The following is a 20,456-nucleotide window of genomic DNA, read 5'->3' as shown; positions in this document are numbered from 1 at the left end:
TGTTCTTCAACAGACACCTCATCACGAGTCCAATGTAAACACTGCCCCACAAGGGGGAGGGGAACTGAAGCGCCGCGCCAAATCTCCCTCCCCTATCTGGAGAAGGGTCAGGGTGGGGGTGACGCCCACGACGGGCGCAGCAGACACCGGCTACTCGGCAGCCGTCAGGCCGGCCATTTCGCGGTTCTTCATCAGCTTGTAGACGATCGAATCCATCAGCGCCTGGAACGAGGCGTCGATGATGTTGTCGGAAACGCCGACCGTCCACCAGCGCGCACCGGTGCCGTCGAAGGATTCGATCAGCACGCGGGTGATCGCCCCGGTGCCGCCGTTGAGGATACGCACCTTGTAGTCGGCGAGTTCGAGGTCGGCGATCTCGTCCTGGTAGCGGCCGAGGTCCTTGCGCAGCGCGATGTCGAGCGCGTTGACCGGGCCGTGCCCCTCGGCCACCGACATCTTCTGCTCGCCGTCCACCTCGATGCGGACCACGGCTTCCGACACCGTCTTCAACTGGCCGTTGGCGTCGAAGCGGCGCTCGACCATGCAGCGGAAGCCGCTGACGCCGAAGAATTCGGGCAGGCCGTGCAGCACCTTGCGTGCCAGAAGCTCGAAACTCGCGTCCGCGCCCTCATAGGCATAGCCCGAGGCCTCGCGCTCCTTGACCACGGCGATCAGTTCGTCGAGCCGGCTGTCGCTCTTCGGCACGTCGATGCCGCGCCGCGCCAGTTCGGCAAGGAAATTGGCCTTGCCGCCCTGGTCGGACACCATGACGCGGCGGCGATTGCCGACCGCTTCAGGCGGCACGTGCTCGTAGGTCGCAGGTTCCTTGGCAAGCGCCGAGGCGTGGATGCCGGCCTTGGTGGCGAAGGCGGATTGGCCGACATAGGGCGACTGCGCCGCAGGCGCGCGGTTGAGCAGTTCGTCGAAGGCGCGCGACAAGCGCGACAGCCCGGTCAGCCGCTCGGCCGAAATGCCGGTTTCGAAGCGTTCGGCATAGGCCGGCTTCAGCACCAGCGTCGGCATGACGGTGACGAGATTGGCGTTGCCGCAGCGCTCGCCGATGCCGTTCAGCGTGCCCTGGACCTGGCGCACGCCCGCTTCCACCGCCGCCAGCGAATTGGCCACGGCCTGCCCGGTGTCGTCATGGGCGTGGATGCCGAGGTTCTCGCCCGGAATGCCGGCCTCGATCACCTGCTTGACGATGGCGCGGACCTCGGACGGCTGGGTGCCGCCGTTGGTGTCGCACAGAACCACCCAGCGCGCACCGGCCTCGTAGGCGGCCTTGGCGCAGGCCAGCGTGTAGCCGGGATTTTCCTTGAACCCGTCGAAGAAATGCTCGCAATCGACCATCGCCTCCTTGCCCGCCCTGCGGACCGCCTCGACGGAAGCGCGGATGGCCTCCAGGTTTTCCTCAGCCGTGCAGCCGAGCGCCACCCGCACCTGGTATTCGGAGCTCTTGGCGACGAAACAGACCGCGTCGGCCTTCGATTGCAGCAGCGCCGCCAGGCCGGGATCGTTGGAGGCGGAGATGCCGACGCGCTTGGTCATGCCGAAGGCGACGAATTTCGCCGCCGCGGTCTGCCGGCGGCCGAAGAACTCCGTGTCGGTCGGATTCGCGCCCGGATAGCCGCCCTCGACATAGTCGAGGCCGAATTCGTCGAGCATCCGGGCGACGGCGATCTTGTCCTCCACCGAAAAGTCGACGCCCGGCGTCTGCTGGCCGTCGCGCAAGGTGGTGTCGTAGAGGTAGAGGCGTTCGCGGCTCATTTCTTCCCCGCGAACTTGTCCGTCGCGTAGATCAGCCGGTCGAGGATGCCGGGTTCCGAATAAGCATGGCCGGCGCCTTCGATGAGGAAGAATTCCGCCTTCGGCCAGGCCTTGTGCAACGCCCAGGCATAGTGCGCCGGGCAAGGCATGTCGTAGCGGCCATGAACGATGAGGCCCGGGATGTCCTTCAGCTTGTGCGCGTCGCGCAGCAACTGGCCTTCTTCCAGCCAGCCGGCGTGGACGAAATAGTGGTTTTCGATGCGCGCGAAGGCGACCGCGTAGTCGTCGACGGCAAAGGGATCGCTGGTTTCCGGCTCCGGCAACAGCGTGATGGTCTGGCCTTCCCAGTTGCTCCAGGCAAGGGCCGCCTCGACCTGCGCCTTGCGGTCGGAGCCGACCAGCCGCTTGCGGTAGGCAGCCATGAGGTCGCCGCGCTCGGCCTCGGGGATCGGCGCAAGGAAGCGCTCCCACTTGTCCGGGAACATCTGCGACACGCCGAACTGATAGTACCATTCGAGCTCGGCGCGGGTCAGCGTGTAGATGCCGCGCACCACCAGTTCGGAAACGCGCCCGGGATGGGTTTCGGCATAGGCGAGCGCCAGCGTCGAGCCCCACGAGCCGCCGAAGACCAGCCATTTGTCGAAGCCTGCCATCTCGCGCAGCCGCTCGATGTCGGCGACCAAGTGCCAGGTCGTGTTGGCCTCCAGCGAGGCGTTGGGCGTCGATTTTCCGCAGCCACGCTGGTCGAACAGGATGACGTCGTAGAGCTTCGGGTCGAACAGGCGGCGATGCTTGGGCGATATGGTGCCGCCCGGACCGCCGTGCAGGAACACGGCCGGCTTGCCGCCCCTGGTGCCGCAACGCTCCCAGTAAATGGTGTGGCCATCGCCGACCTCGAGCATGCCGCTCTCGAACGGCTCGATTTCGGGATAAAGCGTGCGCAGTTCACTCATCTTCGGCTTTCCTTGGCGGCCATTGATCGGTGTCGTAGTCCGGGTGCTGGTAGGAAACGAGGCCGGCGAGGAAATCCGCCGCTTCCTCGTCGGCAAGCGTGTCCTTGCCGGGCAGGCTCGCGATGGAGTCCACATAAGGCAGCCTGGCCTCGATGCCCCACTGGACCGTCGGCGCGATGGCAGCGGGTTCATCGAAGGCGCCGATGGCGATCGCCAGCCCGTCCGGCGCCTCGTAAGCGAGCGGCGTGCCGCAATCGGCGCAGAAGCCGCGACGCACGAAGTTCGAGCTTCGGAACCATTTCGGCGTGCCGCGGGTCCATTCGAACTTCAGCCCGCGCACGGACGCCAGCGGCGCGTAGAAGGCGCCGAACGCCTTCTGGCACATGCGGCAGTGGCAGACCGAGGCATCGGCAAGCGCGCCCTCGACCCGGAAGCGCACCGCGCCGCACTGGCACCCACCACTGTATACCGGCTTGTTGTCGAGGCTCATCAGCGCATCACTCCGGCCGGTGGCAAACCGCCTCGATGTTGTTGCCATCGGGGTCGAACACGAAAGCGCCGTAGTAGTCCGGATGATAATGGGCGCGCAGGCCCGGCTTGCCGTTGTCGCGTCCGCCGGCCGCCATTGCCGCGGCATAGAACGCATCGACCTCGGCGCGCGTGTCGGCCGTGAAGGCATAGTGCCGGCCCGGCCCCGGCTCGCCCGATTCATGCAGCCAGAATTGCGGCCGGTCGTAGCCGTAGCCGCCGACCTTGACGCCGCCGGTGTATTCTTCCGGCACCATCATCACCAGCGAGGCCCCGAGCGGAGCCAGCGCCGCATCGTAGAAAGCCTTGGATTTATCGAAGTCCTTCACGGCTATGCCGGTATGATCGATCATCGCTTCACCTCCCATGTCGTGATGCGCTCGCCCGTCGCAGCGTCCTTGCCGTCCTTCAACTGGATGCCCTGCACCAGAAGTTCGTCGCGGATGCGGTCGGCTTCGGCCCAGTTCCTGGCCGCTATGAAGGCGAGGCGTTCGGCGATGGCGGCCGATATGGCGCTGGCATCCACGGCAGCCGACGTGACGTCGAAGCCGAGGAACTCGAGCGCCGCCTTCAGCGAGGCGGCCGCCTCGCTTCCCTCGGTGGCCTCGGCGGCAAGCTGCGTCAGGACCTGGAAGGCCGCATAGGTGGAAAGGTCGTCGCAGAGCGCGGCAACCATCTCCGCCGGCAGCGGGCCTGAACCGGCCGACGCGAGGTCTGCGGCGCGCTTCCACTTGCGCAGCGTGTTCTCCGCCTCCTCCAGCTTGCGCACGGAAAAATCGATCGGCTCGCGGTAGTGCGTCATCAGCATGGCGAGTCTCAGCACCTCGCCCGGCCACGGCCGGTTGCCGAACGTCTCCGTCTCCAGCAACTGGTGGATCGAATAGAAATTGCCCAGGCTCTTGGACATTTTCTGCCCTTCCACCTGCAGGAAGCCGTTGTGCATCCAAACTTTCGCCATGGCATGGGTGCCGTGGGCGCAGCGCGATTGCGCGATCTCGTTCTCGTGGTGCGGGAAGATGAGGTCGAGCCCGCCGCCGTGAATGTCGAACACCTCGCCCAGATAGGCCGCCGACATTGCCGAGCATTCGATATGCCAGCCCGGACGCCCCCTGCCCCACGGGCTTTCCCAGCCCGGCTCCTCCGGGGAAGACAGCTTCCACAGGACGAAGTCGCCCGGGTTCTTCTTGTGCGCGTCGACGGCGATGCGCGCGCCGGCCTGCTGCTCGTCCAGATGGCGTTTCGAAAGCTGGCCGTAGTCCGGCATCGAGGCGGTGTCGAACAGCACCTCGCCGCCCGCGACATAGGCGTGGCCGCGCGCAATCAGCGTCTCGATCAGGCCGATCATGTCGGTCTTGCCGTCGGCGCGGGGCTGCACGAATTCGGTGGCGCGCGGCTCGACGGTCGGCGGCAGGCAGCCGAGCGCCGCCACGTCCTTGTGGAACTGGTCGGCCGTCTTTTCCGTGACCCGCCGGATCGCCTCGTTCAGCGACAGGCTGCCGGCGGCGATCTCCGTCCCGAAATCGCGCAGCGCGCGGGCATTGATCTTGTCGTCCACGTCGGTGATGTTGCGCACATAGGTGACATGGTCGGCGCCGTAGAGGTGGCGCAGCAGCCGGAAAAGCACGTCGAAGACGATGACCGGGCGCGCATTGCCGATATGGGCGAAGTCGTAGACAGTGGGGCCGCAGACATACATGCGCACGTTATCGGGCTCGATCGGGGAAAAATCCTCCTTCGAGCGCGTCAGCGTATTGTAGAGCCTGAGCCCCTTGAACCCTTCAGACATCCGTTCCCTTCCGGTGCGCTCGAAGACGGGCATGACCCGCCATAACCAGCCTGCTGGCCGGGGCGTTGTCCACTCTTGAGGAAGATCGAGGAAAAAACGTCCGGACCAGCGCTGGCGCTAGCCAATAATCGAAATGCCGCAAATGGCGAAAGACGTTTTCATGCGAGGCTTTATCGCTGCCGGCCGGTTTGCAGTCAAGCCGCATGTTGGGCACCGTCGCCGGCGCAGGGCGGTCGGAAAGATTTTATTAAACATGTTTGCATTCCGGGCACCAGTATCGGCCAAGGTGAACAAAGAGTCATGATTTGGCCGGATTCGCCAAGGATATGATTTTTCGTATCGGGAAATCTTTGCGAGGGAAAAGAAAATGCGACGAGACAAGAAAGAAATCGAACAATCCAAGCAACACACGCTTGTCAGCCACTATCGCGCCATCGGCCCGGCCGCCATCGTCGCCGCTCTTCTCCACACCACCAAGGCCCAGAAGCCGTCGCAGAAATTTATCCTTCCGCGCGCTGCCTGAACTGCCACCGGCGGCAGGCCGGATCCGCTCGGCGGATGAATCTCCTGCCTTCAAGCCCTAGAACAGGGTCAGTTGCCGGTCTCCCGCTCCCGAGTGGGCGGGTTCCTTCGGCGCCGCGACCGCTTCCGCCGCCTGGCGCTCCTGGATTTCAGGCCCGGTGTTGGCCACCTTGTTGACCAGGTCCGAGACCGGCACCGCCTCGAAAAACCCTTCCTCGGCCGGCCGCAACAGGTCGGCCACGTCGCGCGGCTCGAGCGTTCGGCAATCCAGCCATCGCGAAAAATGCTCCGGGTCGATCACCACCGGCATGCGCTCGTGGATATGAGCGATGTCGGCGTTGGCCCTCGTCGTCAGGATCGCGCCGGTATCGATCTCGGAGCCGCCCGGCTCGGCATAGGGCTCCATCAGCGCGGCGAAGGCGACAAGACGGCCATGCCTCGGCCGTATCCAGTAGGCCTGCCCCTTGCCGCCGGCGTTCTTGCGCCATTCGTAGAAGCCGGAAGCCGGCACCACGGCGCGGCGATGGCGCATGGCGGCGCGGAAGGACGCCTTCTCGGCTGCCCCCTCGCTGCGCGCGTTGAACAGCAGGGGAAAATCCTTCGTATCCTTCACCCAGGCTGGGATCAGTCCCCAGCGCACCAAAAGGGCGCGGCGATCAGGCAGGTTAGAGCCCGGCGCGCGCGGCTCGCCGGCCATCGCCATCAGGATCGGCTGGGTCGGCGCGATGTTGTAGCGGGCTGGAAAGTCGTCGAGCCCTTCCAGGCCCAGGAAGGCGGCGGTCTGGTCCGGCGTCGCCGTCAGCGCAAAGCGTCCACACATGTTGCCTTCCTTCAATTGCCGCTCGACGAAAGTTGGCGGTGGAACACGCCGCCCGCAACCGCTACACCGCATTTGTGTTCGGCATTCCACAACGGATTGCCCGATTCCGGGTCTGACATGGAACAAGCGCGCAAGACAGTGCCGGCCGTATCCGTCGCGGTAGTCAGGGGCGACCGCGTCCTGCTGGTGCGGCGCGCGCGTGCGCCCTCCCAGGGCCTCTACGCCTTTCCGGGCGGAAAGGTCGAGCAGGGCGAGACGCTGGAAGAGGCGGTGCGGCGCGAACTGAAGGAAGAAACCGGCCTTGGCGCCGCCGGCTTTCGCCCGGTCCGCGAAATCTTCATCGAAGGCAGCGGCGAAGGCCACCCGGTGGACTATCGGCTGACCGTGTTCGGCGCGCAGTATACGGGCGGCGAAGCGGTCGCCGACGACGATGCCGAGACGGCCGCCTTCTATACGCTGTCGGAGATGGAAGCCATGCCGCTGGCCGATTCGGTGTTGCCGATCGTGGTCGACCTGATTGGCCCGCGTTGAAGGAACGGACGGCACCCATGCGCAGGTCTTGCCGGCGTCAAATTGTTCGACCACAAAGCCGCATGAGCCGCGCCTCGATCCTGCTTGCCTTCGGCCTCGCCCTCGCCACGGCGGCAGGTCCCGCGCGGCCGGCCCTCGCCGTCGAGGCGCCGTTCGAGCCCGGCCTGATGCGGCTCGCCGAAATCCTCGGCTCGCTGCACTATCTGCGCAACCTGTGCGGCGAAAAGGGCGACCGCTGGCGCGAGGAAATGGAAAAGTTGCTGGCCTCGGAAAAGCCCGACCCGGAGCGGCGTGCCCGCTTCGTCGCGCATTTCAACCGCGGCTACCGCTCCTTCGCCACCAGCTACGGCCAGTGCACCGCCTCGGCGCGCGAGGCGATCGGCCGCTACATGAAGGAAGGCGCCGACCTGTCGCGCGACATTGCCTCACGCTATGGAAATTGATGGCTTTTTCCGCTTGGCCGGCTCATCTTGCGGCGCGCGAATGTGGCGTGATGGACACAGAGGCTAATCAAAACCTAACGCGCGCCGATGCAATTAACTCAAAACTTAGTTTTCCGTGTCGGGGCGGCGGCAAATGATCTACCATTTGCCGGACTCAAGGGGTGACGCTGTGCTGCCGGCAACGGCCGCACGACACAAAAGCGACGCAGACATCGTCGCTTCTTAACGGCCGCTTCCAGGCGGCAAAGGAAAGGTCAAGCGAGTTCCGCGTCGTCGGGTCGAAGCTTGAAAAGGTGGAAGTCACAGTATGGAACATGCCGTCACCGATATCGACGCCCTGGTGCGGGAAGAAAAGCGCCTGACCGCCGTCGAAAGCCACAACGAAGCCTGGGCGGAAGGGCTCTCGGCCGGCATCGAGCCGGAAATCATCGCGGAAGCCGCGTTGGAAACCGCCTTCGGCGAAATCCTGCGCGCAAACGGCGAGACCGCCACGCTGGCGCTGCTCGACCGCATGCGCGAGAAGGTCATCGCCGGCGCTTTCGAGCCGCAACTGGTGCGGCACTGAGGCGCATCGCCGCCTTTGCCGCGCAATCGGCCGTTCCCGCTCTTTGACGGCAGCGCGCCATTTGGGCATGATCGGGGCCCACGGAGATGCGGGCAGTGAATTCTTCGAAGTCGACCGGGCGGCGTATGCCGGGACTGTGCGTTGGAACGGTCGCGTTCTGGATCGCGGGCCTTGCCCTGGCGACGCCGGCGGCGCTGGCTTTCGCCACCCCGGCCTTCGCGCTGAGCGAGATCAAGCGCGAGGAACTGCCCGCCCCGGCCACCACCCAGCCGCCCGCCGAGGATGCGGCGCCTTCACAAGACGGCGTGCCGATGCCCGACCCGATCGAGACGACGCCGCCTGAAACACAGCAGCCGAACGCGCCGGAAGACGAGCAGGCGCCCGAGCAGGTCGACCCGAACGCCCCTGCCGAGAACGGCAGCGAGGCGCGCCCGAACGTCGAGCCCAACGCGCCGCCGCCCGAAGTCTTCTATGACCTCGGCAAGCTTCCCGAACCGGTGCGGCGCATGCACGACCTCATCGTCGAGGCCTGCCGGAGCGGCGACATCGAGAAGCTGCGGCCCCTGGTCGGCCAGGGCGATTCCATGACCCAGTTGTCGCTGACCGAGATGGACAGCGACCCGATCACCTTCCTGAAGGGGCTTTCCGGCGATACCGACGGCCAGGAAATCCTCGCCATCATGGAGGAAGTGCTCGACGCCGGCTACGTGCACTTGGATGCCGGCACGCCGCAGGAACTTTATGTCTGGCCCTACTTCTTCGCCATGCCGCTCGACAAGCTCGATGCGCGCCAGCGGGTCGAGCTGTTCAAGATCGTCACCGCCGGCGACTATGACGACATGAAGCAGTTCGGCGCCTACATCTTCTACCGCGTCGGCATCACGCCCGAAGGCAAATGGGCGTTCTTCGTCGCCGGCGACTGAGGTAACGCCCCCTCACCCGCCCTCCGCTTCGCTCGGGCGACCTCTCCCCAAGGGGAGAGGGAAACGAGTGTCGCGATCCCTTCTCCCCAGCGGGGAGAAGGTGGCTGCGAAGCAGCCGGATGAGGGGCAGAAGCTACCGGTTAAGGTTTCAGCAGCGCTTCAGAAAACTCCACCGCCCTGCCTTGCGACGGCGTGACGATTTCGCCTTCCCACATCACCCGCTTGCCGCGGATGACGGTGCCGACCGGCCAGCCGGTCACCTGCTTGCCGTCGTAAGGGGTCCAGCCCGCCTTCGATCCCTGCTGCGCATTGGTGATGGTCTCGCGGCGCTTGAGGTCGACGATGGTGAAATCGGCGTCGTAGCCGGCGGCGATGCGGCCCTTGCGGGCGATGCCGTAGATGCGGTTGGGGCCATGGCTCGACAGGTCGACGAAGCGCTCCAGCGAAAGCCGGCCGGCGTTGACGTGGTCGAGCATGATCGGCACCAGCGTCTGCACGCCGGTCATGCCGGAGGGCGAGGCCGGATAGGTTTTCTGCTTCTCCTCCAGCGTGTGCGGCGCGTGATCGGAGCCGAGCACGTCGATGATGCCCTGCGCAACGCCGTGCCAGACGCCGTCGCGGTGGCGCGCGGCCCGCACCGGCGGGTTCATCTGCATCAGGTTGCCGAGCCGCGCATAGTCGTCGGCCGATAGCGTGAGGTGATGCGGCGTGGCCTCGCAGGTGGCGACGTCCTTGTGCTGTTCCAGAAAGGCGATTTCCTCGGCCGTCGAGATATGCAGCACGTGGATGCGCGCCCGCGTGCGCCGTGCCACGCGCACCAGGCGCTCGGTGCAGGTGAGCGCCGCCAGTTCGTCGCGCCACACCGGATGCGAGGATGGGTCGCCCTCGATACGCTCGCCAAGCCGCTCACGCAGCCGGAACTCGTCCTCCGAGTGGAAGGCGGCGCGGCGGCGCGTGTTCCTCAGGATCGAGGCGACGCCCTCGTCGTCCTCGACCAGGAGGTCACCGGTGGAGGAGCCCATGAAAACCTTGATGCCGGCAGCGCCCGGCAGGCGTTCCAGTTCGCCGACATCGCGGGCATTGTCGCGCGTGCCGCCGACCCAGAAGGCGAAGTCGCAATGCATGCGGTTGGTGGCGCGCGCCACCTTGTCGGCCAGCGCCGCCTCGCTGGTGGTGAGCGGCTTGGTGTTCGGCATTTCGAACACGGCCGTCACGCCGCCGAGTACGGCCGCGCGCGAGCCCGTCTCGAGATCTTCCTTCTGCTCCATGCCGGGTTCGCGGAAATGCACCTGGCTGTCGATCACGCCGGGCAGGATGTGCAGGCCGGTGCAGTCGATCGTCTCGCCGGCGGAGCTTTGCGAAAGATCGCCGACGGCGGCGATGCGGCCGCCCCGCACGCCGATGTCGCGCGCGCCGCGCCCATCGTGGTTGACCACCGTGCCGCCTGTCAGGATGAGATCGTAGGTCGCAGCCATCACCGTCACCGCCCTTGCCGTGGAAGTGCCTGCGGCTTACGTAATGACCGGCCGATTTGCAAGTTCAGGTTCGTTTCCAGCCATGCCCTTTGCCGTTCTCAGTGACCGCACGATCCTTACCGTCTCAGGCCCGGATGCCGAGCATTTCCTGCAAAACATCCTGACGCTCGACCTCGACAAGCTCGGCCAGGGCGAAGCCAAACCCGGTGCGCTGCTTTCGCCGCAAGGCAAGATCCTGTTCGACTTCCTGATTTCGCGCGACGGGGGCGACGGCTTCCGGCTCGAATGCCGCAAGGACATCGCCGCCGATTTCCTACGCCGCCTGACGCTCTACCGGCTGCGGGCCAAGGTGGAACTTTCCGTTGAGGATCAGGCGGTTGTCGCCGTTTCGTGGGGAAGTGATTCAGATGCTTCACAAACCGATTCAACGTGGGCGGCCGATGCGCGGTTCGGGAAAGGGACGGTCCGTCGATTGTATGGCGCGGAGTTGCCCCCATCCCTACCCCCTCCCCACAAGAGGGAGGGGAACGAAGGTACCGCCGCCTGGCATGCCTTCCGCATCGCCCACGGCATCGCCGAGAGCGGCAGCGACTATGCGCTGGGCGATGCCTTCCCGCACGACGTTCTGCTCGACCAGACCGGCGGCGTCGGCTTCCAGAAGGGCTGCTATGTCGGGCAGGAGGTGGTGTCGCGCATGCAGCATCGCGGCACCGCGCGGCGTCGCGTTCTGATCGCCTCGGGCGAAAGCGCCCTGCCCGCGCCGAATACCGAAATCGTCGCCGGAGGCAAGGCGCTCGGTGCGCTCGGTTCCGTGACGGGCAGGCACGGCCTCGCCATCGTGCGCATCGACCGGGTGAAGGACGCGCTCGACGCCGGCCAGCCGATCACCGCGGGCAACGTGGCGATAGACCTCGCCATTCCCGACTGGGCGACGTTCACCTTCCCGCAACAGGCCGGCGCGGAGGACGTATAATGGCCGCCGACCGGCCCGGCGCGCCCGCGCGCGCCTGGCAGCGCATGCTGTCCGGCCGTCGCCTCGACCTGCTGGACCCCTCGCCGCTCGACATCGAGATCGCCGACATCGCCCATGGGCTGGCCCGCGTCGCGCGCTGGAACGGCCAGACCAGCGGCGACCACGCCTTTTCCGTCGCGCAGCATTCGCTGCTGGTCGAGGCGCTGTTTTGCCGGCTCGAGCGCCAGGCTTCGCCCGAAGCGAGGCTGGCCGCACTGCTGCACGACGCACCGGAATATGTGATCGGCGACATGATCTCGCCGTTCAAGTCGGTGATGGGCGGCAGCTACAAGGAGTGCGAGCAGCGCCTGCAACACGCCATCCACCTGCGCTTCTCGCTGCCGCCGGAGCTTTCGGCCGACCTCCGGAAGGCCATCAAGCGCGCCGACCAGATCGCCGCCTATTTCGAGGCGACGGCGCTGGCCGGTTTCTCCATTGCCGAGGCGACGGAATTTTTCGGGCGGCCACGCGGCTTTTCCGCCGACAGCTTTGACCTCGCCCCCCGCTCGGTCGTCGCCGCGCAACGCGACTTCCTCGGCCGGTTCGCGGCCATCGAACAGGACCGCATCGCCCAATCGGCGGGGACCACCAGCAGACGATAGCCCTGCCCAGAAACGATTTCGTTTGCATGGGACCCGGTTTGGATCGAAACTGCCCCCGGGGTTAGGGGCATGTTTGAAACCGGCGTGCTGGTGGCGGCGGTCCTGTGGGCGCTTTCGGGCCTGTGGCTGATCGTTTCGCTGTTGAGGGTTTTCGTTCCGCGCTGGCGGCGCAGCGGCGCGCGGCAGGCGGTCGTGGCGCTTGCGGCCTGCGTCTTCTCCTTCATCGCCATCATCTGCTGCAACCAGTTCGCCTATCTCGACTATGGGCTGACCTCACGCGACGGGCTCGAACAGGCGCGCGCGGAACGGAAGGCAGCGAAGCAGGCCGAGAAGGCTGCCGCCGACGCCAAAGCCGAATTGGAGCGACAGGCGGCGGCAAAAGCCTCGGCCGAGGCGGCGGCGAAACGGGCTGTCCTCGACGCGAAACAGGCCGCCCTCGACGCCGTGAAGCGCCAAAAACAGGCGGAAGAACGCAAGGCGGCGGCCGCCGCGAAGAAAGCAGCCGCGCGGGCAAAGGACTGCAAGAACACCACGCTCGCCTTCGTCATGTCGCAGGAATTCGTGCGGCGCCGCCTCAAGGCGCCCTCCACCGCCGAATTCCCCTACATCACCAACGACCAGGTCGCGGTTTCGACGAAAGCGGACTGCACGTTCCGCGTCATCGCCTGGGTGGACGCCCAGAACGGCTTCGGCGCGCAGATCCGGTCGCGCTACGTGGTGGACCTCAAGCTTCTCGACGACGAGGCCGGCACCTGGCAGGTGATCGACGTGCGTATCGACTAGCCGTTTTCGTCACCCCGCCTGTTTGCCGTTGCGCGCCGCCTGGGTCAAAAGCCGCTGGTAGAACAGGCCGATGCCGATCAGCACGCCCCCGAGCCCGATGAAGGAGAGCGCGCGCAAGACACCTTCCAGTTCCGACATGTCGAACAGGAAGACCTTTACCACCGAGATCGAGATCAGGGCGGCGGAGGCGATGCGCAGCACCTGCGATTTCAGCCGCACGCCGAGCGTCAGCAGCGCCACGCCGATCACCAGCCACAGCGCCGAGTAGGAATAGGTTTCCCACTGGCCGAGCCCGCTCCACAGGCCGATATATTCGCCCTTGAACAGGCGGCGCACCGACAATGTGGCGTATGCGAAGGCCAGCAGCGCGGCGACCAGCGCCAGCATGGCCGAGTACCAGCGCGGCCGCTTGCCGCGCGCATAGAGCGCCACCGCGCCGGCGGCGACGGCCGGCAGCAGATAGGCCAACAGCAGCAGGTTGAAGACGGGAATCCTTCCTGTCGGCTCGTCGGTGAACAGCGGATTCAGCGCGCCGAAATGCTGGCCGACGATACCCAGCACCGACACCACGCCGATGCCGAGAGAACCGATGCGCAGCACGGCGCTCGGCGAGCGCATGTCGACGCCGATCAGGATGGCGCTGAAGCCGAGCGCGATCAGCGTATAGATCGCCTGTTCGGCCAGCGTCAGCGCTCCCTCGTCGATGACGCCGTCATGCATGGCATGGCGCACCAGCATCGCCAGCGTCAGCAGCGCGAACAGGGCCGCTCCCGCTTCCATGACCAGGCGCGGCCGGCCATCGGTGGTGCGCGCCAGTTGCCAGGCGGCAAAGCCGAAGGCGAGCGCGGGAATGCCGTAGCCGGGCAGCAACCAGTTGAGGACCGGCGTGGTGGAAAGCGCCGCCGCGCCGACAATGGTCGGGTCGAAGGCGACCCGGCAAAGCGTGGCGACGACGGCACCTGCCGCGATCCAGCCCAGCACCGGATAGGAACGATGGCGGCTCGCCAGCGCGGGAACGACGGCCGCGGCCCCCGCCAGCACCGTGGTGAGACCGGAGCCGAACGCCATGTGCAGCATCAACAGGGCGGCGAGCCCTGCCCCGCCGAGGGCGAAGGAAACCGCCGGCCCGCCCATAAGCGGCGGGGCCTCGGCACGCGCGATCCACTCGCCGCCCACCGCAAGCGCCACGACCAACAGCGCGGCGATCGCGGCATACGCGAAGTCGCGGTCGAGATTGCCGAACGTCGCCCAGGTCGACAAAAGGATGACGAACGGCGCGGCCACCGCCCATGCCGCCCATGAGGCGGCAACGAGCCGGTCGCCGGCGGCCAACCGGCGTGCCGTCCAGAGGCCGGCCGCGACGAACAGCAGCGCCAGGACCGCACCGATGCGCCCCATCGGCGCCTCGAAGGCCACCGTCCGGATGCCCTCGAACCCGCGCTGGAGTTCGGAGAAATCGAAGGAAAGCGAGGCAAGCGGGGTCAAAAGCAGGTAGAGGACGACGGTGACGGCTCCCGCCGCATGCAGCAGCGGCAGGGCCTGCCGCCGGAAAAACGCCGTCGCCAGCAGCGCCGCGATGACCAGCGCTCCCGGCCAGGAACCACCCGCCGCCGCGTAGTTCGGGTGCATGAACAGGATGAAGGCGGAATAGGCGACGAACACGGCCGGCGCGAGCGAGGGCCAGTCGACCCTGCCCGCGCGCGCCCCGCCGCCGAGCCACAACAGCGCCAGCACTGCGAGTGTCACCAGATCGATGAACAGCACCACCGAAATCGCGGTATCGGGCGCGGCCACCATGTAGAGCACCGTCCACAGGCCGGTGCCGGCAAAGGCCGCCGCGACCAGCCATTTCCAGGCGCGGATGCGGGCAATGGCGGCGGTCGCGGCCAGCACGATGGCGAGATAGCCGAACAGGGCCCATGGGTTCGGCGCCTGCGAGGCGACCAGCAGGGGCGTCGCCAGCGAGCCGAGCAGGCCGACGCCCGCCAGTGCCTGCCCATGGACCAGCGCGGCGGCGATGGTCGCCACGCCGATTGCACCGAGCAGGACGAAGGCGGATGCCGGGCCGATGAAACCGTAGATGCCGTGCGCGGCGTAAACGGTGCCGAACAGCACGAAAGCGCCGGCTGCCGTCAGGATCGCCGGGATGTAGGCGCCGGCCGCGCCCTGCACCGGCACCTTGAAGCCGGTGCGGCGGATGAACTCGCCGCCGGCGGCCAGCAAAAGCCCGAACAGCGCCGCCATGACAAGGCGTGCGCCCGGCCCGAAAATGCCGGATTCGATGGTGTAGCGGACAAGAAACAGGCCGCCCAGCGCCAGCGCCACGCCGCCCACCCATACCGCCCAGCGGGTGCCGAGCGCGGTTTCGATGTCGGCGGCGTCTTTCGCGCGCGTGGCAGCCGGCGGCGGCTCGGCTTCCTGCACTGCCTCGCGGGCCATCGCCCATGGACCGGGCATGGCCTCGGCGGCTTCTTCCGCTGCCTCGGTCTCCGGCATCGATGGCGCGGGAACGGCAGGCGCTTCGACAATTTCGGCTTTCGCCTCGTCCGCCTTCGCGGCGACGGCGACAGGCGAGCCCTCGGCAAGGGCCGCCCGCAGGGCCTTCAGGTCATTTTCGACGCGGGCGAGCCGCTTTTGCTGGCGCGCCGCGACGAAGCAAAGCGCGACAATGGCAAGAAGTCCGATTTCGAACATGGCGGTTCCCTCGAAAGACCGTCAGAGGCCCAGAAGCAGGTAGCGGCGGAGGCGCGGCATCATGCGGCGGTTCCCTCGACGGCCGCGCGATGGGCGAAATGGCGGCTGAGCGCCGCCCGGAAGCCGCCGCGCTCATCGGGTTCGCGAATGCCGCGCGGCTCGTAGACATGGCGGGTCAGGAAGAAGCCGGTCAGGCAGAACGCCTCCTCGACGGCCGCCGCATCGCCATGTACGCCGGTCCCCCGGCACAGGAAGGCCGGCAGCGCCAGCATCTTGTCGTGCCATGGCTCCCCCGCCGCGCGCGACACCGCCCGGCCCGATTTCGGCGAGACATAGACGAGGTCGTCGCGCCGTCCGGTGGCGGCGCAACAGGAAAGGTCGAGCCCGAAGCCGAGTTCCTCCAGCACCAGAAGCTCGAAGCGCGCGACCAGTTCACCGGCGGCATCGGCATCGTGGAGATGCGCGATCATGATGCCCAGCGTCTCGTAGAGCGCATGGTGGACGTCGCGCTCGGGCAAAAGCCTCAGATGCGCCGCCATCACCTGCAGCCCGTAGACGGAAACGGCGCTTTCCATCAGCCGCGCGGCGTTCATTTCCAGCGCTTCGGCCTGGAAGGTGCCGAGATGCTCGTCGAGCCGGGCGCGCCACAGAAGATCGACGCGGTTGCCCGGCTGCAGCACCGGCTGCTGCTTGCGCGAGCGGCCGCCGCGCACCAGGCCCAGGTGCCGACCATGGGCGCGCGTCATCACCTCGAGGATGACGCTCGTCTCGCCATGCCGGCGCTGGCCCAGAATGATTCCCTCGTCGCGCCATTCCATGGGTCCAGCCTTTCACGGCTTTCCCGGCAAAATCAAGAACGGCCGCGGCTGCTGCCGCCAGTTTCAGCCCCGCCGCACCATGTCGTGGCCGGTATCGATGGCGCGGCCGACGACAAGCGCCTGCTTCAGCTTCGGTTCGAGCTCGTGATAGGCGCCATCCGGCTCCACGCCGAGCCCGTCCAGCGTCTTGCTGAAGAAGCAGCGGGCGGCGGCGGCCGCGACAATGTCGAAAATCTCGGCGTCGGAAAGGTGGTGCGCCCGCAACGCCTCGACATCCTGCCCGGTGACCGAGGTGGCGTCGCGAACGACCTTGGCGGCAAACCGCATGATCGCCCGATCCTTGGCATCCAGCGGCGCGTTGTCGGCGTCCTCCACGATCGCCTGCAGCTCGGGCGCCGTAAAATGTCCGTGAAGGAGCACGCTGCCATGCGCCAGCATGCAGTAGGAACTGCGCAGTTCCCTTGCCGCCGCCATGGTGACGAGTTCGTAGCGGCGCATGTCCATGCCGGATTTTATGCTGCCCAGCAGCGCGTTCCACGCCTCCATCACTTCCGGACGGTGGCTGAACGCCTTGACCATGTTGGGCAGATAGCCGTAGCCGCCCATCGCCCTGTCGAACATCCTCGATGTCGCGGAGTCGGGGTCGCTATCGGTTCGGGTATTGATGTAAGCCATCGCGTACCTCCCAGACCAAGGAAGCATAGCGCAAAAGCGGTCCAAGCGGAACGGCGGTATCAGGCCGATCCGGTCAGTGCGGGAATTCCAGCCCCATCTCGCGGTAGCGCTCGGGGTCGTCGCCCCAGTTCTCGCGCACCTTCACGAACAGGAACAGGTGCACCTTCTGCTCGAGGATTCCGGCGATCTCCATGCGCGAAGCCTGGCCGATGGCGCGGATCGTCTCGCCCTTGTGGCCGAGCACGATCTTCTTCTGGCTGTCGCGCTCGACATAGATGACCTGCTCGATCCGCACCGAGCCGTCCTTCTTCTCCTCCCATTTCTCGGTTTCGACATGGGAGGAATAAGGCAATTCCTGATGCAGCCTCAGATAGAGCTTCTCGCGCGTGATCTCGGCGGCAAGCTGGCGCATCGGCAGGTCGGAAATCTGGTCTTCCGGGTAGTACCACGGGCCGGCGGGCAAGGCGCCTGCCAGGTAATCCAGCAGATCCTTGCAGCCGGAACCGGTCAGCGCCGAAACCATGAAGGTGCGCTGGAACGGCACGCGCTCGTTGGCCTCCTTCGCCAGCGCGAACAGGGCTTCGTGCTTAACCCGGTCGATCTTGTTCAGCACCAGCGCCATCGGCTGGCGCACATCCTTCAGCCGTTCGAGGATCGCCTCGGCATCGCCGCGGATGCCGCGCTCGGCATCGATCAGCACCAGCACCATGTCGGCATCCTTCGCGCCGCCCCAGGCCGTCGTGACCATGGCCGTATCCAGCCGCCGCTTCGGCTTGAAGATGCCGGGCGTGTCGACGAACACGATCTGCGCCTCGCCATGGGTGGCGATGCCGCGCACCAGCGCGCGCGTCGTCTGCACCTTGTGGGTGACGATCGACACCTTGGCGCCGACCAACTGGTTGAGCAGCGTCGACTTGCCCGCATTGGGCGCGCCTAGCAGAGCGACGAAGCCGGAGCGCGTCGCCGCGGCCTCACCGGCCGGAGGAGTCTCGCCAGCATCCGTCATGCGTCACCCTCTTGCCTCGTCCATACGCCTTCGCGCAGCAGCAGTTCTGTCGCGGCGGCCTCCTCGGCGGCGCGGCGCGAACCGCCCTTGCCGCGCGCCGGCGCCAGGCCGCGCACCTTGAGCAGGACGGTGAAGACCGGCTGGTGGTCGGGGCCCTCGCGATTTTCGATGGCGTATTCAGGGCGCGCGTCGCTGGTCTTGGCGACCCACTCCTGCAACTCCGATTTCGGGTTCGCCGGCTTGGCCACGACCGTGCTCAGCCGAGGCTCCCAATAGCGCAGGACAAAAGCGCGGGCGACGTCGAGCCCGCCGTCGAGATAGAGCGCGGCGATCAGCGCCTCGACCGCATCGGCCAGGTAATTGCCGCCCGAGCCGCGCATGCGCTTCTTCAACGCCGCATCGGCGCGCACGAAATCCGGCAACTCTAACTCTTCGCCGATCTCAGCGCAGGTGCGGGCGTCGACCAGCGCATTGAAGCGCGGCGCGATCTCGCCCTCGCGCGCCTCGGGAAAGCGGTGGAACACTAGTTCCGCCACGATCAGGCCGAGCACCCGGTCGCCCAGGAATTCCAGCCGCTCGTTGTTGGTGAGCGCCTTGACCGCACTGGAATGGGTCAGCGCCGTTTCAAGCAGGCGCAGATCCTTGAAGGCGTGGCCGGTCCGGAGCGCCATCGCCTTCGCCAGGGCGTCGCCCGTGGGACGGTTCAGGCCCATCAGTCGATGAAGTGGAAAAGGCGCGAGGCACGCATCTCGGTCGGCCATTTCCAGATTTCCAGCGGGCTGGCGCCGCCGGCGATCGAGAAGAAGATGATATTGGCGCGCCCGACCAGGTTCTCGTCCGGCACGTAGCCGACGCTGAAGCGGCTGTCGCTGGAATTGTCGCGGTTGTCGCCCATCATGAAATAATGGCCCGGCGGGACGTCGAATTCCCGCGTGTTGTCGCCGATACCGTTGGGGGTGAGGTCCAGCGTGTCGTAGGAAACGCCGTTGGGCAGCGTCTCGCGGTAGACATCGACGGGGCGATTGACCTCTGTGATGTCGGGATTGTCGATCTGGCCGACCTTCTCGCGCGGCACGCCGACGCCGTTGATGAAAAGCTGGCCGTCCTTCATCTGGATCTTGTCGCCGGGCAGGCCTACGACGCGCTTGATGTAGTCGATCGACGGGTTCGGCGGGAACTTGAACACGACCACGTCGCCACGCTTGGGCTCGGAGCCCCAGATGCGGCCGGAAAAGAGGTCTGGCGAAAAGGGCATCGAATAGCGCGAATAGCCGTAGGCCCACTTGGTGACGAACAGATAGTCGCCCTCGAGCAGCGTCGGCCGCATCGAGCCCGAGGGAATCGAGAACGGCTGGAAGAACAGCGTGCGGATCACCAGCGCCAGGATAAGCGCCTGCACGACGACGCTGACGGTCTCGCCAAGCCCGCCGCTTTTCTTCTGGGTTTTGTCAGCCACGCTCATACGGTCCTCGTTTATGCGCTGGTGGTATAAGGGCTCGGCGCCCACAGGGCAACGTCATTGGAATACGCCACTCAGCTTACGACTGCGGCGGTTATTCGCCCGGCAACGCCTCGATAATCACAAATGCTTGAGCAAGCGGATAATCGTCGGTGATGGTAAGATGGATCGCCGCGCGATGGCCGGCAGGCAGCAGCTTTTCCAGTTGCACCAGCGCGCCGCCGCTCAACTGCATGGTCGGCTTGCCGCCCGGCAGGTTGGCCACCCCCATGTCGCGCCAGAACACGCCTTGCGAAATGCCGGTGCCGAGCGCCTTGGCGCAAGCTTCCTTGGCCGCGAAGCGCTTGGCGTAGGAGGCCGCCCGCGCCCGCCTGCCTTCCGAGCGCGCCTGCTCGACCTCGGTATAGATACGCTGGATGAATCGCTCACCGTAGCGCTCGAGCGATTTCTCGATGCGCCGGATGTCCATCAGGTCACTGCCGATGCCGATGATCATCGAAAGGCCGACCCGACGCCGCCAAACTCGCCGGGACGTTGTTGCTGGCGGGCGGCCTTTTCGGCCAGCCGGCGACGGCGCTTTTCCTGGAATACGCCGACGCCCCAGCGGGTGACGCCGTAGAAAAGAAGGCCGAAGAGGACACCGAGCGGCACGGCGCCGATGGCGAGCGGCTCCAGCACCGGCCGCCACAGCTGGGCGAAGCTCATATGGTGCAGCATGGCGCTCAGATGCTCAGGCGTGCCGTTCGCGGCAACGTCCTCCTGGAGGATGAGCTTGCCGGTTTCCCACGAAGCACCCCACAAAAGCGGCACCGTCACCGGATTGCCGCCGACGGCCGCCACTAGCAGCGCCGCGACGAGATTGCCGGCGATCAGCCAGCAGACCGCCGCCGCCACCACGAAATGCAGGCCGAGCGGGAAGAACGAGGCGAAGATGCCGGCGGCGACGCCGGCGGCGATGGCGTGCGGCGTCGCTTTCAGCCGCAGGATGCGCTTGGAAAAATACTGGAAGGAACGCGAAAAGGAGCGGCGCGGCCACAGCCACACCCGGAAACGCTCCCACGCGCTCTCCTCGTTTCGTCGCCTGAACAACATTT

23 protein-coding genes are annotated in these 20,456 nt (G+C 66.4%); 8 read left to right on the top strand and 15 right to left on the bottom strand.

Features of this window, described 5'->3' with window-relative positions:
• Window positions 1-150: 150 nt before the first annotated feature.
• From cimA to cysS, 5 genes are read right to left on the bottom strand one after another with little or no spacing between them, the layout of a single operon-like run.
• On the bottom strand, window positions 151-1,767 hold the full coding sequence (gene cimA / locus ACFOHJ_RS23490) for a citramalate synthase (RefSeq protein WP_378225335.1): 1,617 nt from the start codon (window positions 1,765-1,767) through the stop codon (window positions 151-153).
• Window positions 1,764-2,720 carry a prolyl aminopeptidase gene (gene pip / locus ACFOHJ_RS23485; RefSeq protein ID WP_378225333.1) on the bottom strand — a complete coding sequence of 319 codons (957 nt, stop codon included), beginning with the start codon at window positions 2,718-2,720 and terminating at the stop codon, window positions 1,764-1,766. The genes cimA and pip overlap by 4 nt, the downstream gene beginning before the upstream one ends.
• Window positions 2,713-3,210 carry a GFA family protein gene (locus ACFOHJ_RS23480; RefSeq protein WP_378225331.1) on the bottom strand — a complete coding sequence of 166 codons (498 nt, stop codon included), beginning with the start codon at window positions 3,208-3,210 and terminating at the stop codon, window positions 2,713-2,715. The genes pip and ACFOHJ_RS23480 overlap by 8 nt, the downstream gene beginning before the upstream one ends.
• A 7-nt stretch (window positions 3,211-3,217) precedes the next feature.
• Entirely contained in the window at window positions 3,218-3,601 is a 384-nt protein-coding gene (locus ACFOHJ_RS23475; RefSeq protein ID WP_378225330.1) for a VOC family protein, read from the bottom strand.
• Window positions 3,598-5,034, bottom strand: coding sequence for a cysteine--tRNA ligase (gene cysS, locus ACFOHJ_RS23470; protein ID WP_378225329.1), 1,437 nt, complete (start codon window positions 5,032-5,034; stop codon window positions 3,598-3,600). Before cysS ends, ACFOHJ_RS23475 begins: the two co-directional genes overlap by 4 nt.
• Window positions 5,035-5,401: 367 nt before the next feature.
• Between cysS and ACFOHJ_RS23465 the strand changes: the two genes are divergently transcribed.
• Window positions 5,402-5,557, top strand: a complete 156-nt coding sequence (locus ACFOHJ_RS23465; protein ID WP_378225328.1) for a hypothetical protein — start codon at window positions 5,402-5,404, stop codon at window positions 5,555-5,557.
• 57 nt (window positions 5,558-5,614) lie between these two features.
• Here ACFOHJ_RS23465 and ACFOHJ_RS23460 read toward each other — a convergent pair whose 3' ends face one another.
• Window positions 5,615-6,376 (bottom strand): SOS response-associated peptidase, encoded by a 762-nt coding sequence (locus ACFOHJ_RS23460; protein WP_378225327.1) that lies wholly within the window; start codon window positions 6,374-6,376, stop codon window positions 5,615-5,617.
• A 117-nt stretch (window positions 6,377-6,493) separates the two neighbouring features.
• On the opposite strand from ACFOHJ_RS23460, the gene ACFOHJ_RS23455 reads away from it, so the two are divergent.
• The 4 genes from ACFOHJ_RS23455 to ACFOHJ_RS23440 all read left to right on the top strand — a co-directional run bounded on the left by ACFOHJ_RS23455 (window position 6,494) and on the right by ACFOHJ_RS23440 (window position 8,838).
• Window positions 6,494-6,907, top strand: a complete 414-nt coding sequence (locus ACFOHJ_RS23455) for an NUDIX hydrolase (RefSeq protein WP_378225325.1) — start codon at window positions 6,494-6,496, stop codon at window positions 6,905-6,907.
• 62 nt (window positions 6,908-6,969) lie between these two features.
• A complete protein-coding gene (locus ACFOHJ_RS23450; protein ID WP_378225323.1) occupies window positions 6,970-7,350 on the top strand; it encodes a TIGR02301 family protein in 381 nt (126 codons plus the stop codon).
• 307 nt (window positions 7,351-7,657) lie between these two features.
• On the top strand, window positions 7,658-7,915 hold the full coding sequence (locus ACFOHJ_RS23445) for a hypothetical protein (protein ID WP_378225321.1): 258 nt from the start codon (window positions 7,658-7,660) through the stop codon (window positions 7,913-7,915).
• Window positions 7,916-8,040: 125 nt separating this feature from the next.
• On the top strand, window positions 8,041-8,838 hold the full coding sequence (locus ACFOHJ_RS23440; protein WP_378225372.1) for a hypothetical protein: 798 nt from the start codon (window positions 8,041-8,043) through the stop codon (window positions 8,836-8,838).
• A 140-nt stretch (window positions 8,839-8,978) separates the two neighbouring features.
• Here the strand turns inward: ACFOHJ_RS23440 and ACFOHJ_RS23435 are convergent, their stop codons facing one another.
• On the bottom strand, window positions 8,979-10,313 hold the full coding sequence (locus ACFOHJ_RS23435) for a dihydroorotase (RefSeq protein ID WP_378225320.1): 1,335 nt from the start codon (window positions 10,311-10,313) through the stop codon (window positions 8,979-8,981).
• A gap of 82 nt (window positions 10,314-10,395) precedes the next feature.
• On the opposite strand from ACFOHJ_RS23435, the gene ygfZ reads away from it, so the two are divergent.
• The 3 genes from ygfZ (at window position 10,396) to ACFOHJ_RS23420 (ending at window position 12,710) form a co-directional block, all read left to right on the top strand.
• Window positions 10,396-11,286, top strand: coding sequence for a CAF17-like 4Fe-4S cluster assembly/insertion protein YgfZ (ygfZ, locus tag ACFOHJ_RS23430; protein ID WP_378225318.1), 891 nt, complete (start codon window positions 10,396-10,398; stop codon window positions 11,284-11,286).
• Window positions 11,286-11,927, top strand: a complete 642-nt coding sequence (locus tag ACFOHJ_RS23425) for a YfbR-like 5'-deoxynucleotidase (RefSeq protein ID WP_378225316.1) — start codon at window positions 11,286-11,288, stop codon at window positions 11,925-11,927. Before ygfZ ends, ACFOHJ_RS23425 begins: the two co-directional genes overlap by 1 nt.
• Window positions 11,928-11,996: 69 nt before the next feature.
• Entirely contained in the window at window positions 11,997-12,710 is a 714-nt protein-coding gene (locus ACFOHJ_RS23420) for a hypothetical protein (protein ID WP_378225314.1), read from the top strand.
• A gap of 9 nt (window positions 12,711-12,719) precedes the next feature.
• Here ACFOHJ_RS23420 and ACFOHJ_RS23415 read toward each other — a convergent pair whose 3' ends face one another.
• The 8 genes from ACFOHJ_RS23415 to ACFOHJ_RS23380 form a co-directional block, all read right to left on the bottom strand.
• Window positions 12,720-15,404: a DUF2339 domain-containing protein gene (locus ACFOHJ_RS23415; RefSeq protein ID WP_378225313.1), complete on the bottom strand. Its 2,685-nt coding sequence runs from the start codon at window positions 15,402-15,404 to the stop codon at window positions 12,720-12,722.
• Window positions 15,405-15,463: 59 nt separating this feature from the next.
• Entirely contained in the window at window positions 15,464-16,222 is a 759-nt protein-coding gene (recO, locus tag ACFOHJ_RS23410; RefSeq protein ID WP_378225312.1) for a DNA repair protein RecO, read from the bottom strand.
• Window positions 16,223-16,285: 63 nt separating this feature from the next.
• Window positions 16,286-16,897: a carboxymuconolactone decarboxylase family protein gene (locus ACFOHJ_RS23405; protein WP_378225310.1), complete on the bottom strand. Its 612-nt coding sequence runs from the start codon at window positions 16,895-16,897 to the stop codon at window positions 16,286-16,288.
• Between the two features lie 73 nt (window positions 16,898-16,970).
• Window positions 16,971-17,903, bottom strand: coding sequence for a GTPase Era (gene era / locus ACFOHJ_RS23400; RefSeq protein WP_378225308.1), 933 nt, complete (start codon window positions 17,901-17,903; stop codon window positions 16,971-16,973).
• The gene (gene rnc / locus ACFOHJ_RS23395; protein ID WP_378225307.1) at window positions 17,900-18,616 is read right to left on the bottom strand and encodes a ribonuclease III; all 717 of its coding nucleotides are present in this window, start codon (window positions 18,614-18,616) and stop codon (window positions 17,900-17,902) included. The genes era and rnc overlap by 4 nt, the downstream gene beginning before the upstream one ends.
• Entirely contained in the window at window positions 18,616-19,365 is a 750-nt protein-coding gene (gene lepB, locus ACFOHJ_RS23390; protein ID WP_378225306.1) for a signal peptidase I, read from the bottom strand. Before lepB ends, rnc begins: the two co-directional genes overlap by 1 nt.
• Before the next feature lie 91 nt (window positions 19,366-19,456).
• Window positions 19,457-19,858, bottom strand: a complete 402-nt coding sequence (acpS, locus tag ACFOHJ_RS23385; RefSeq protein ID WP_378225304.1) for a holo-ACP synthase — start codon at window positions 19,856-19,858, stop codon at window positions 19,457-19,459.
• Window positions 19,855-20,454 carry a DUF2062 domain-containing protein gene (locus tag ACFOHJ_RS23380; RefSeq protein WP_378225303.1) on the bottom strand — a complete coding sequence of 200 codons (600 nt, stop codon included), beginning with the start codon at window positions 20,452-20,454 and terminating at the stop codon, window positions 19,855-19,857. Before ACFOHJ_RS23380 ends, acpS begins: the two co-directional genes overlap by 4 nt.
• Window positions 20,455-20,456: the final 2 nt, after the last annotated feature.

The sequence above is a fragment of the Aquamicrobium soli genome (genome assembly GCF_042646345.1).
GTDB classification, from domain to species: Bacteria; Pseudomonadota; Alphaproteobacteria; order Rhizobiales; family Rhizobiaceae; genus Mesorhizobium; species Mesorhizobium soli_A.
The sequence above is the reverse complement of the archived record's forward strand: the minus strand, read 5'-3'. Positions and strand labels throughout refer to the sequence as shown.

What these genes read in the sequence shown, in the direction of transcription:
- ACFOHJ_RS23455 (WP_378225325.1), top strand. Translation starts at nt 6,494, where the DNA reads ATGGAACAAGCGCGCAAGACAGTGCCGGCCGTATCCGTCGCGGTAGTC.
- cimA (WP_378225335.1), bottom strand. Translation starts at nt 1,767, where the DNA reads ATGAGCCGCGAACGCCTCTACCTCTACGACACCACCTTGCGCGACGGC.
- era (WP_378225308.1), bottom strand. Translation starts at nt 17,903, where the DNA reads ATGACGGATGCTGGCGAGACTCCTCCGGCCGGTGAGGCCGCGGCGACG.
- ACFOHJ_RS23460 (WP_378225327.1), bottom strand. Translation starts at nt 6,376, where the DNA reads ATGTGTGGACGCTTTGCGCTGACGGCGACGCCGGACCAGACCGCCGCC.
- recO (WP_378225312.1), bottom strand. Translation starts at nt 16,222, where the DNA reads ATGGAATGGCGCGACGAGGGAATCATTCTGGGCCAGCGCCGGCATGGC.
- ACFOHJ_RS23415 (WP_378225313.1), bottom strand. Translation starts at nt 15,404, where the DNA reads ATGTTCGAAATCGGACTTCTTGCCATTGTCGCGCTTTGCTTCGTCGCG.
- ACFOHJ_RS23465 (WP_378225328.1), top strand. Translation starts at nt 5,402, where the DNA reads ATGCGACGAGACAAGAAAGAAATCGAACAATCCAAGCAACACACGCTT.
- ACFOHJ_RS23475 (WP_378225330.1), bottom strand. Translation starts at nt 3,601, where the DNA reads ATGATCGATCATACCGGCATAGCCGTGAAGGACTTCGATAAATCCAAG.
- ACFOHJ_RS23405 (WP_378225310.1), bottom strand. Translation starts at nt 16,897, where the DNA reads ATGGCTTACATCAATACCCGAACCGATAGCGACCCCGACTCCGCGACA.
- ACFOHJ_RS23425 (WP_378225316.1), top strand. Translation starts at nt 11,286, where the DNA reads ATGGCCGCCGACCGGCCCGGCGCGCCCGCGCGCGCCTGGCAGCGCATG.
- ACFOHJ_RS23480 (WP_378225331.1), bottom strand. Translation starts at nt 3,210, where the DNA reads ATGAGCCTCGACAACAAGCCGGTATACAGTGGTGGGTGCCAGTGCGGC.
- ACFOHJ_RS23380 (WP_378225303.1), bottom strand. Translation starts at nt 20,454, where the DNA reads ATGTTGTTCAGGCGACGAAACGAGGAGAGCGCGTGGGAGCGTTTCCGG.
- ACFOHJ_RS23445 (WP_378225321.1), top strand. Translation starts at nt 7,658, where the DNA reads ATGGAACATGCCGTCACCGATATCGACGCCCTGGTGCGGGAAGAAAAG.
- rnc (WP_378225307.1), bottom strand. Translation starts at nt 18,616, where the DNA reads ATGGGCCTGAACCGTCCCACGGGCGACGCCCTGGCGAAGGCGATGGCG.
- ACFOHJ_RS23420 (WP_378225314.1), top strand. Translation starts at nt 11,997, where the DNA reads ATGTTTGAAACCGGCGTGCTGGTGGCGGCGGTCCTGTGGGCGCTTTCG.
- lepB (WP_378225306.1), bottom strand. Translation starts at nt 19,365, where the DNA reads ATGAGCGTGGCTGACAAAACCCAGAAGAAAAGCGGCGGGCTTGGCGAG.
- pip (WP_378225333.1), bottom strand. Translation starts at nt 2,720, where the DNA reads ATGAGTGAACTGCGCACGCTTTATCCCGAAATCGAGCCGTTCGAGAGC.
- acpS (WP_378225304.1), bottom strand. Translation starts at nt 19,858, where the DNA reads ATGATCATCGGCATCGGCAGTGACCTGATGGACATCCGGCGCATCGAG.
- ACFOHJ_RS23450 (WP_378225323.1), top strand. Translation starts at nt 6,970, where the DNA reads ATGAGCCGCGCCTCGATCCTGCTTGCCTTCGGCCTCGCCCTCGCCACG.
- cysS (WP_378225329.1), bottom strand. Translation starts at nt 5,034, where the DNA reads ATGTCTGAAGGGTTCAAGGGGCTCAGGCTCTACAATACGCTGACGCGC.
- ygfZ (WP_378225318.1), top strand. Translation starts at nt 10,396, where the DNA reads ATGCCCTTTGCCGTTCTCAGTGACCGCACGATCCTTACCGTCTCAGGC.
- ACFOHJ_RS23440 (WP_378225372.1), top strand. Translation starts at nt 8,041, where the DNA reads ATGCCGGGACTGTGCGTTGGAACGGTCGCGTTCTGGATCGCGGGCCTT.
- ACFOHJ_RS23435 (WP_378225320.1), bottom strand. Translation starts at nt 10,313, where the DNA reads ATGGCTGCGACCTACGATCTCATCCTGACAGGCGGCACGGTGGTCAAC.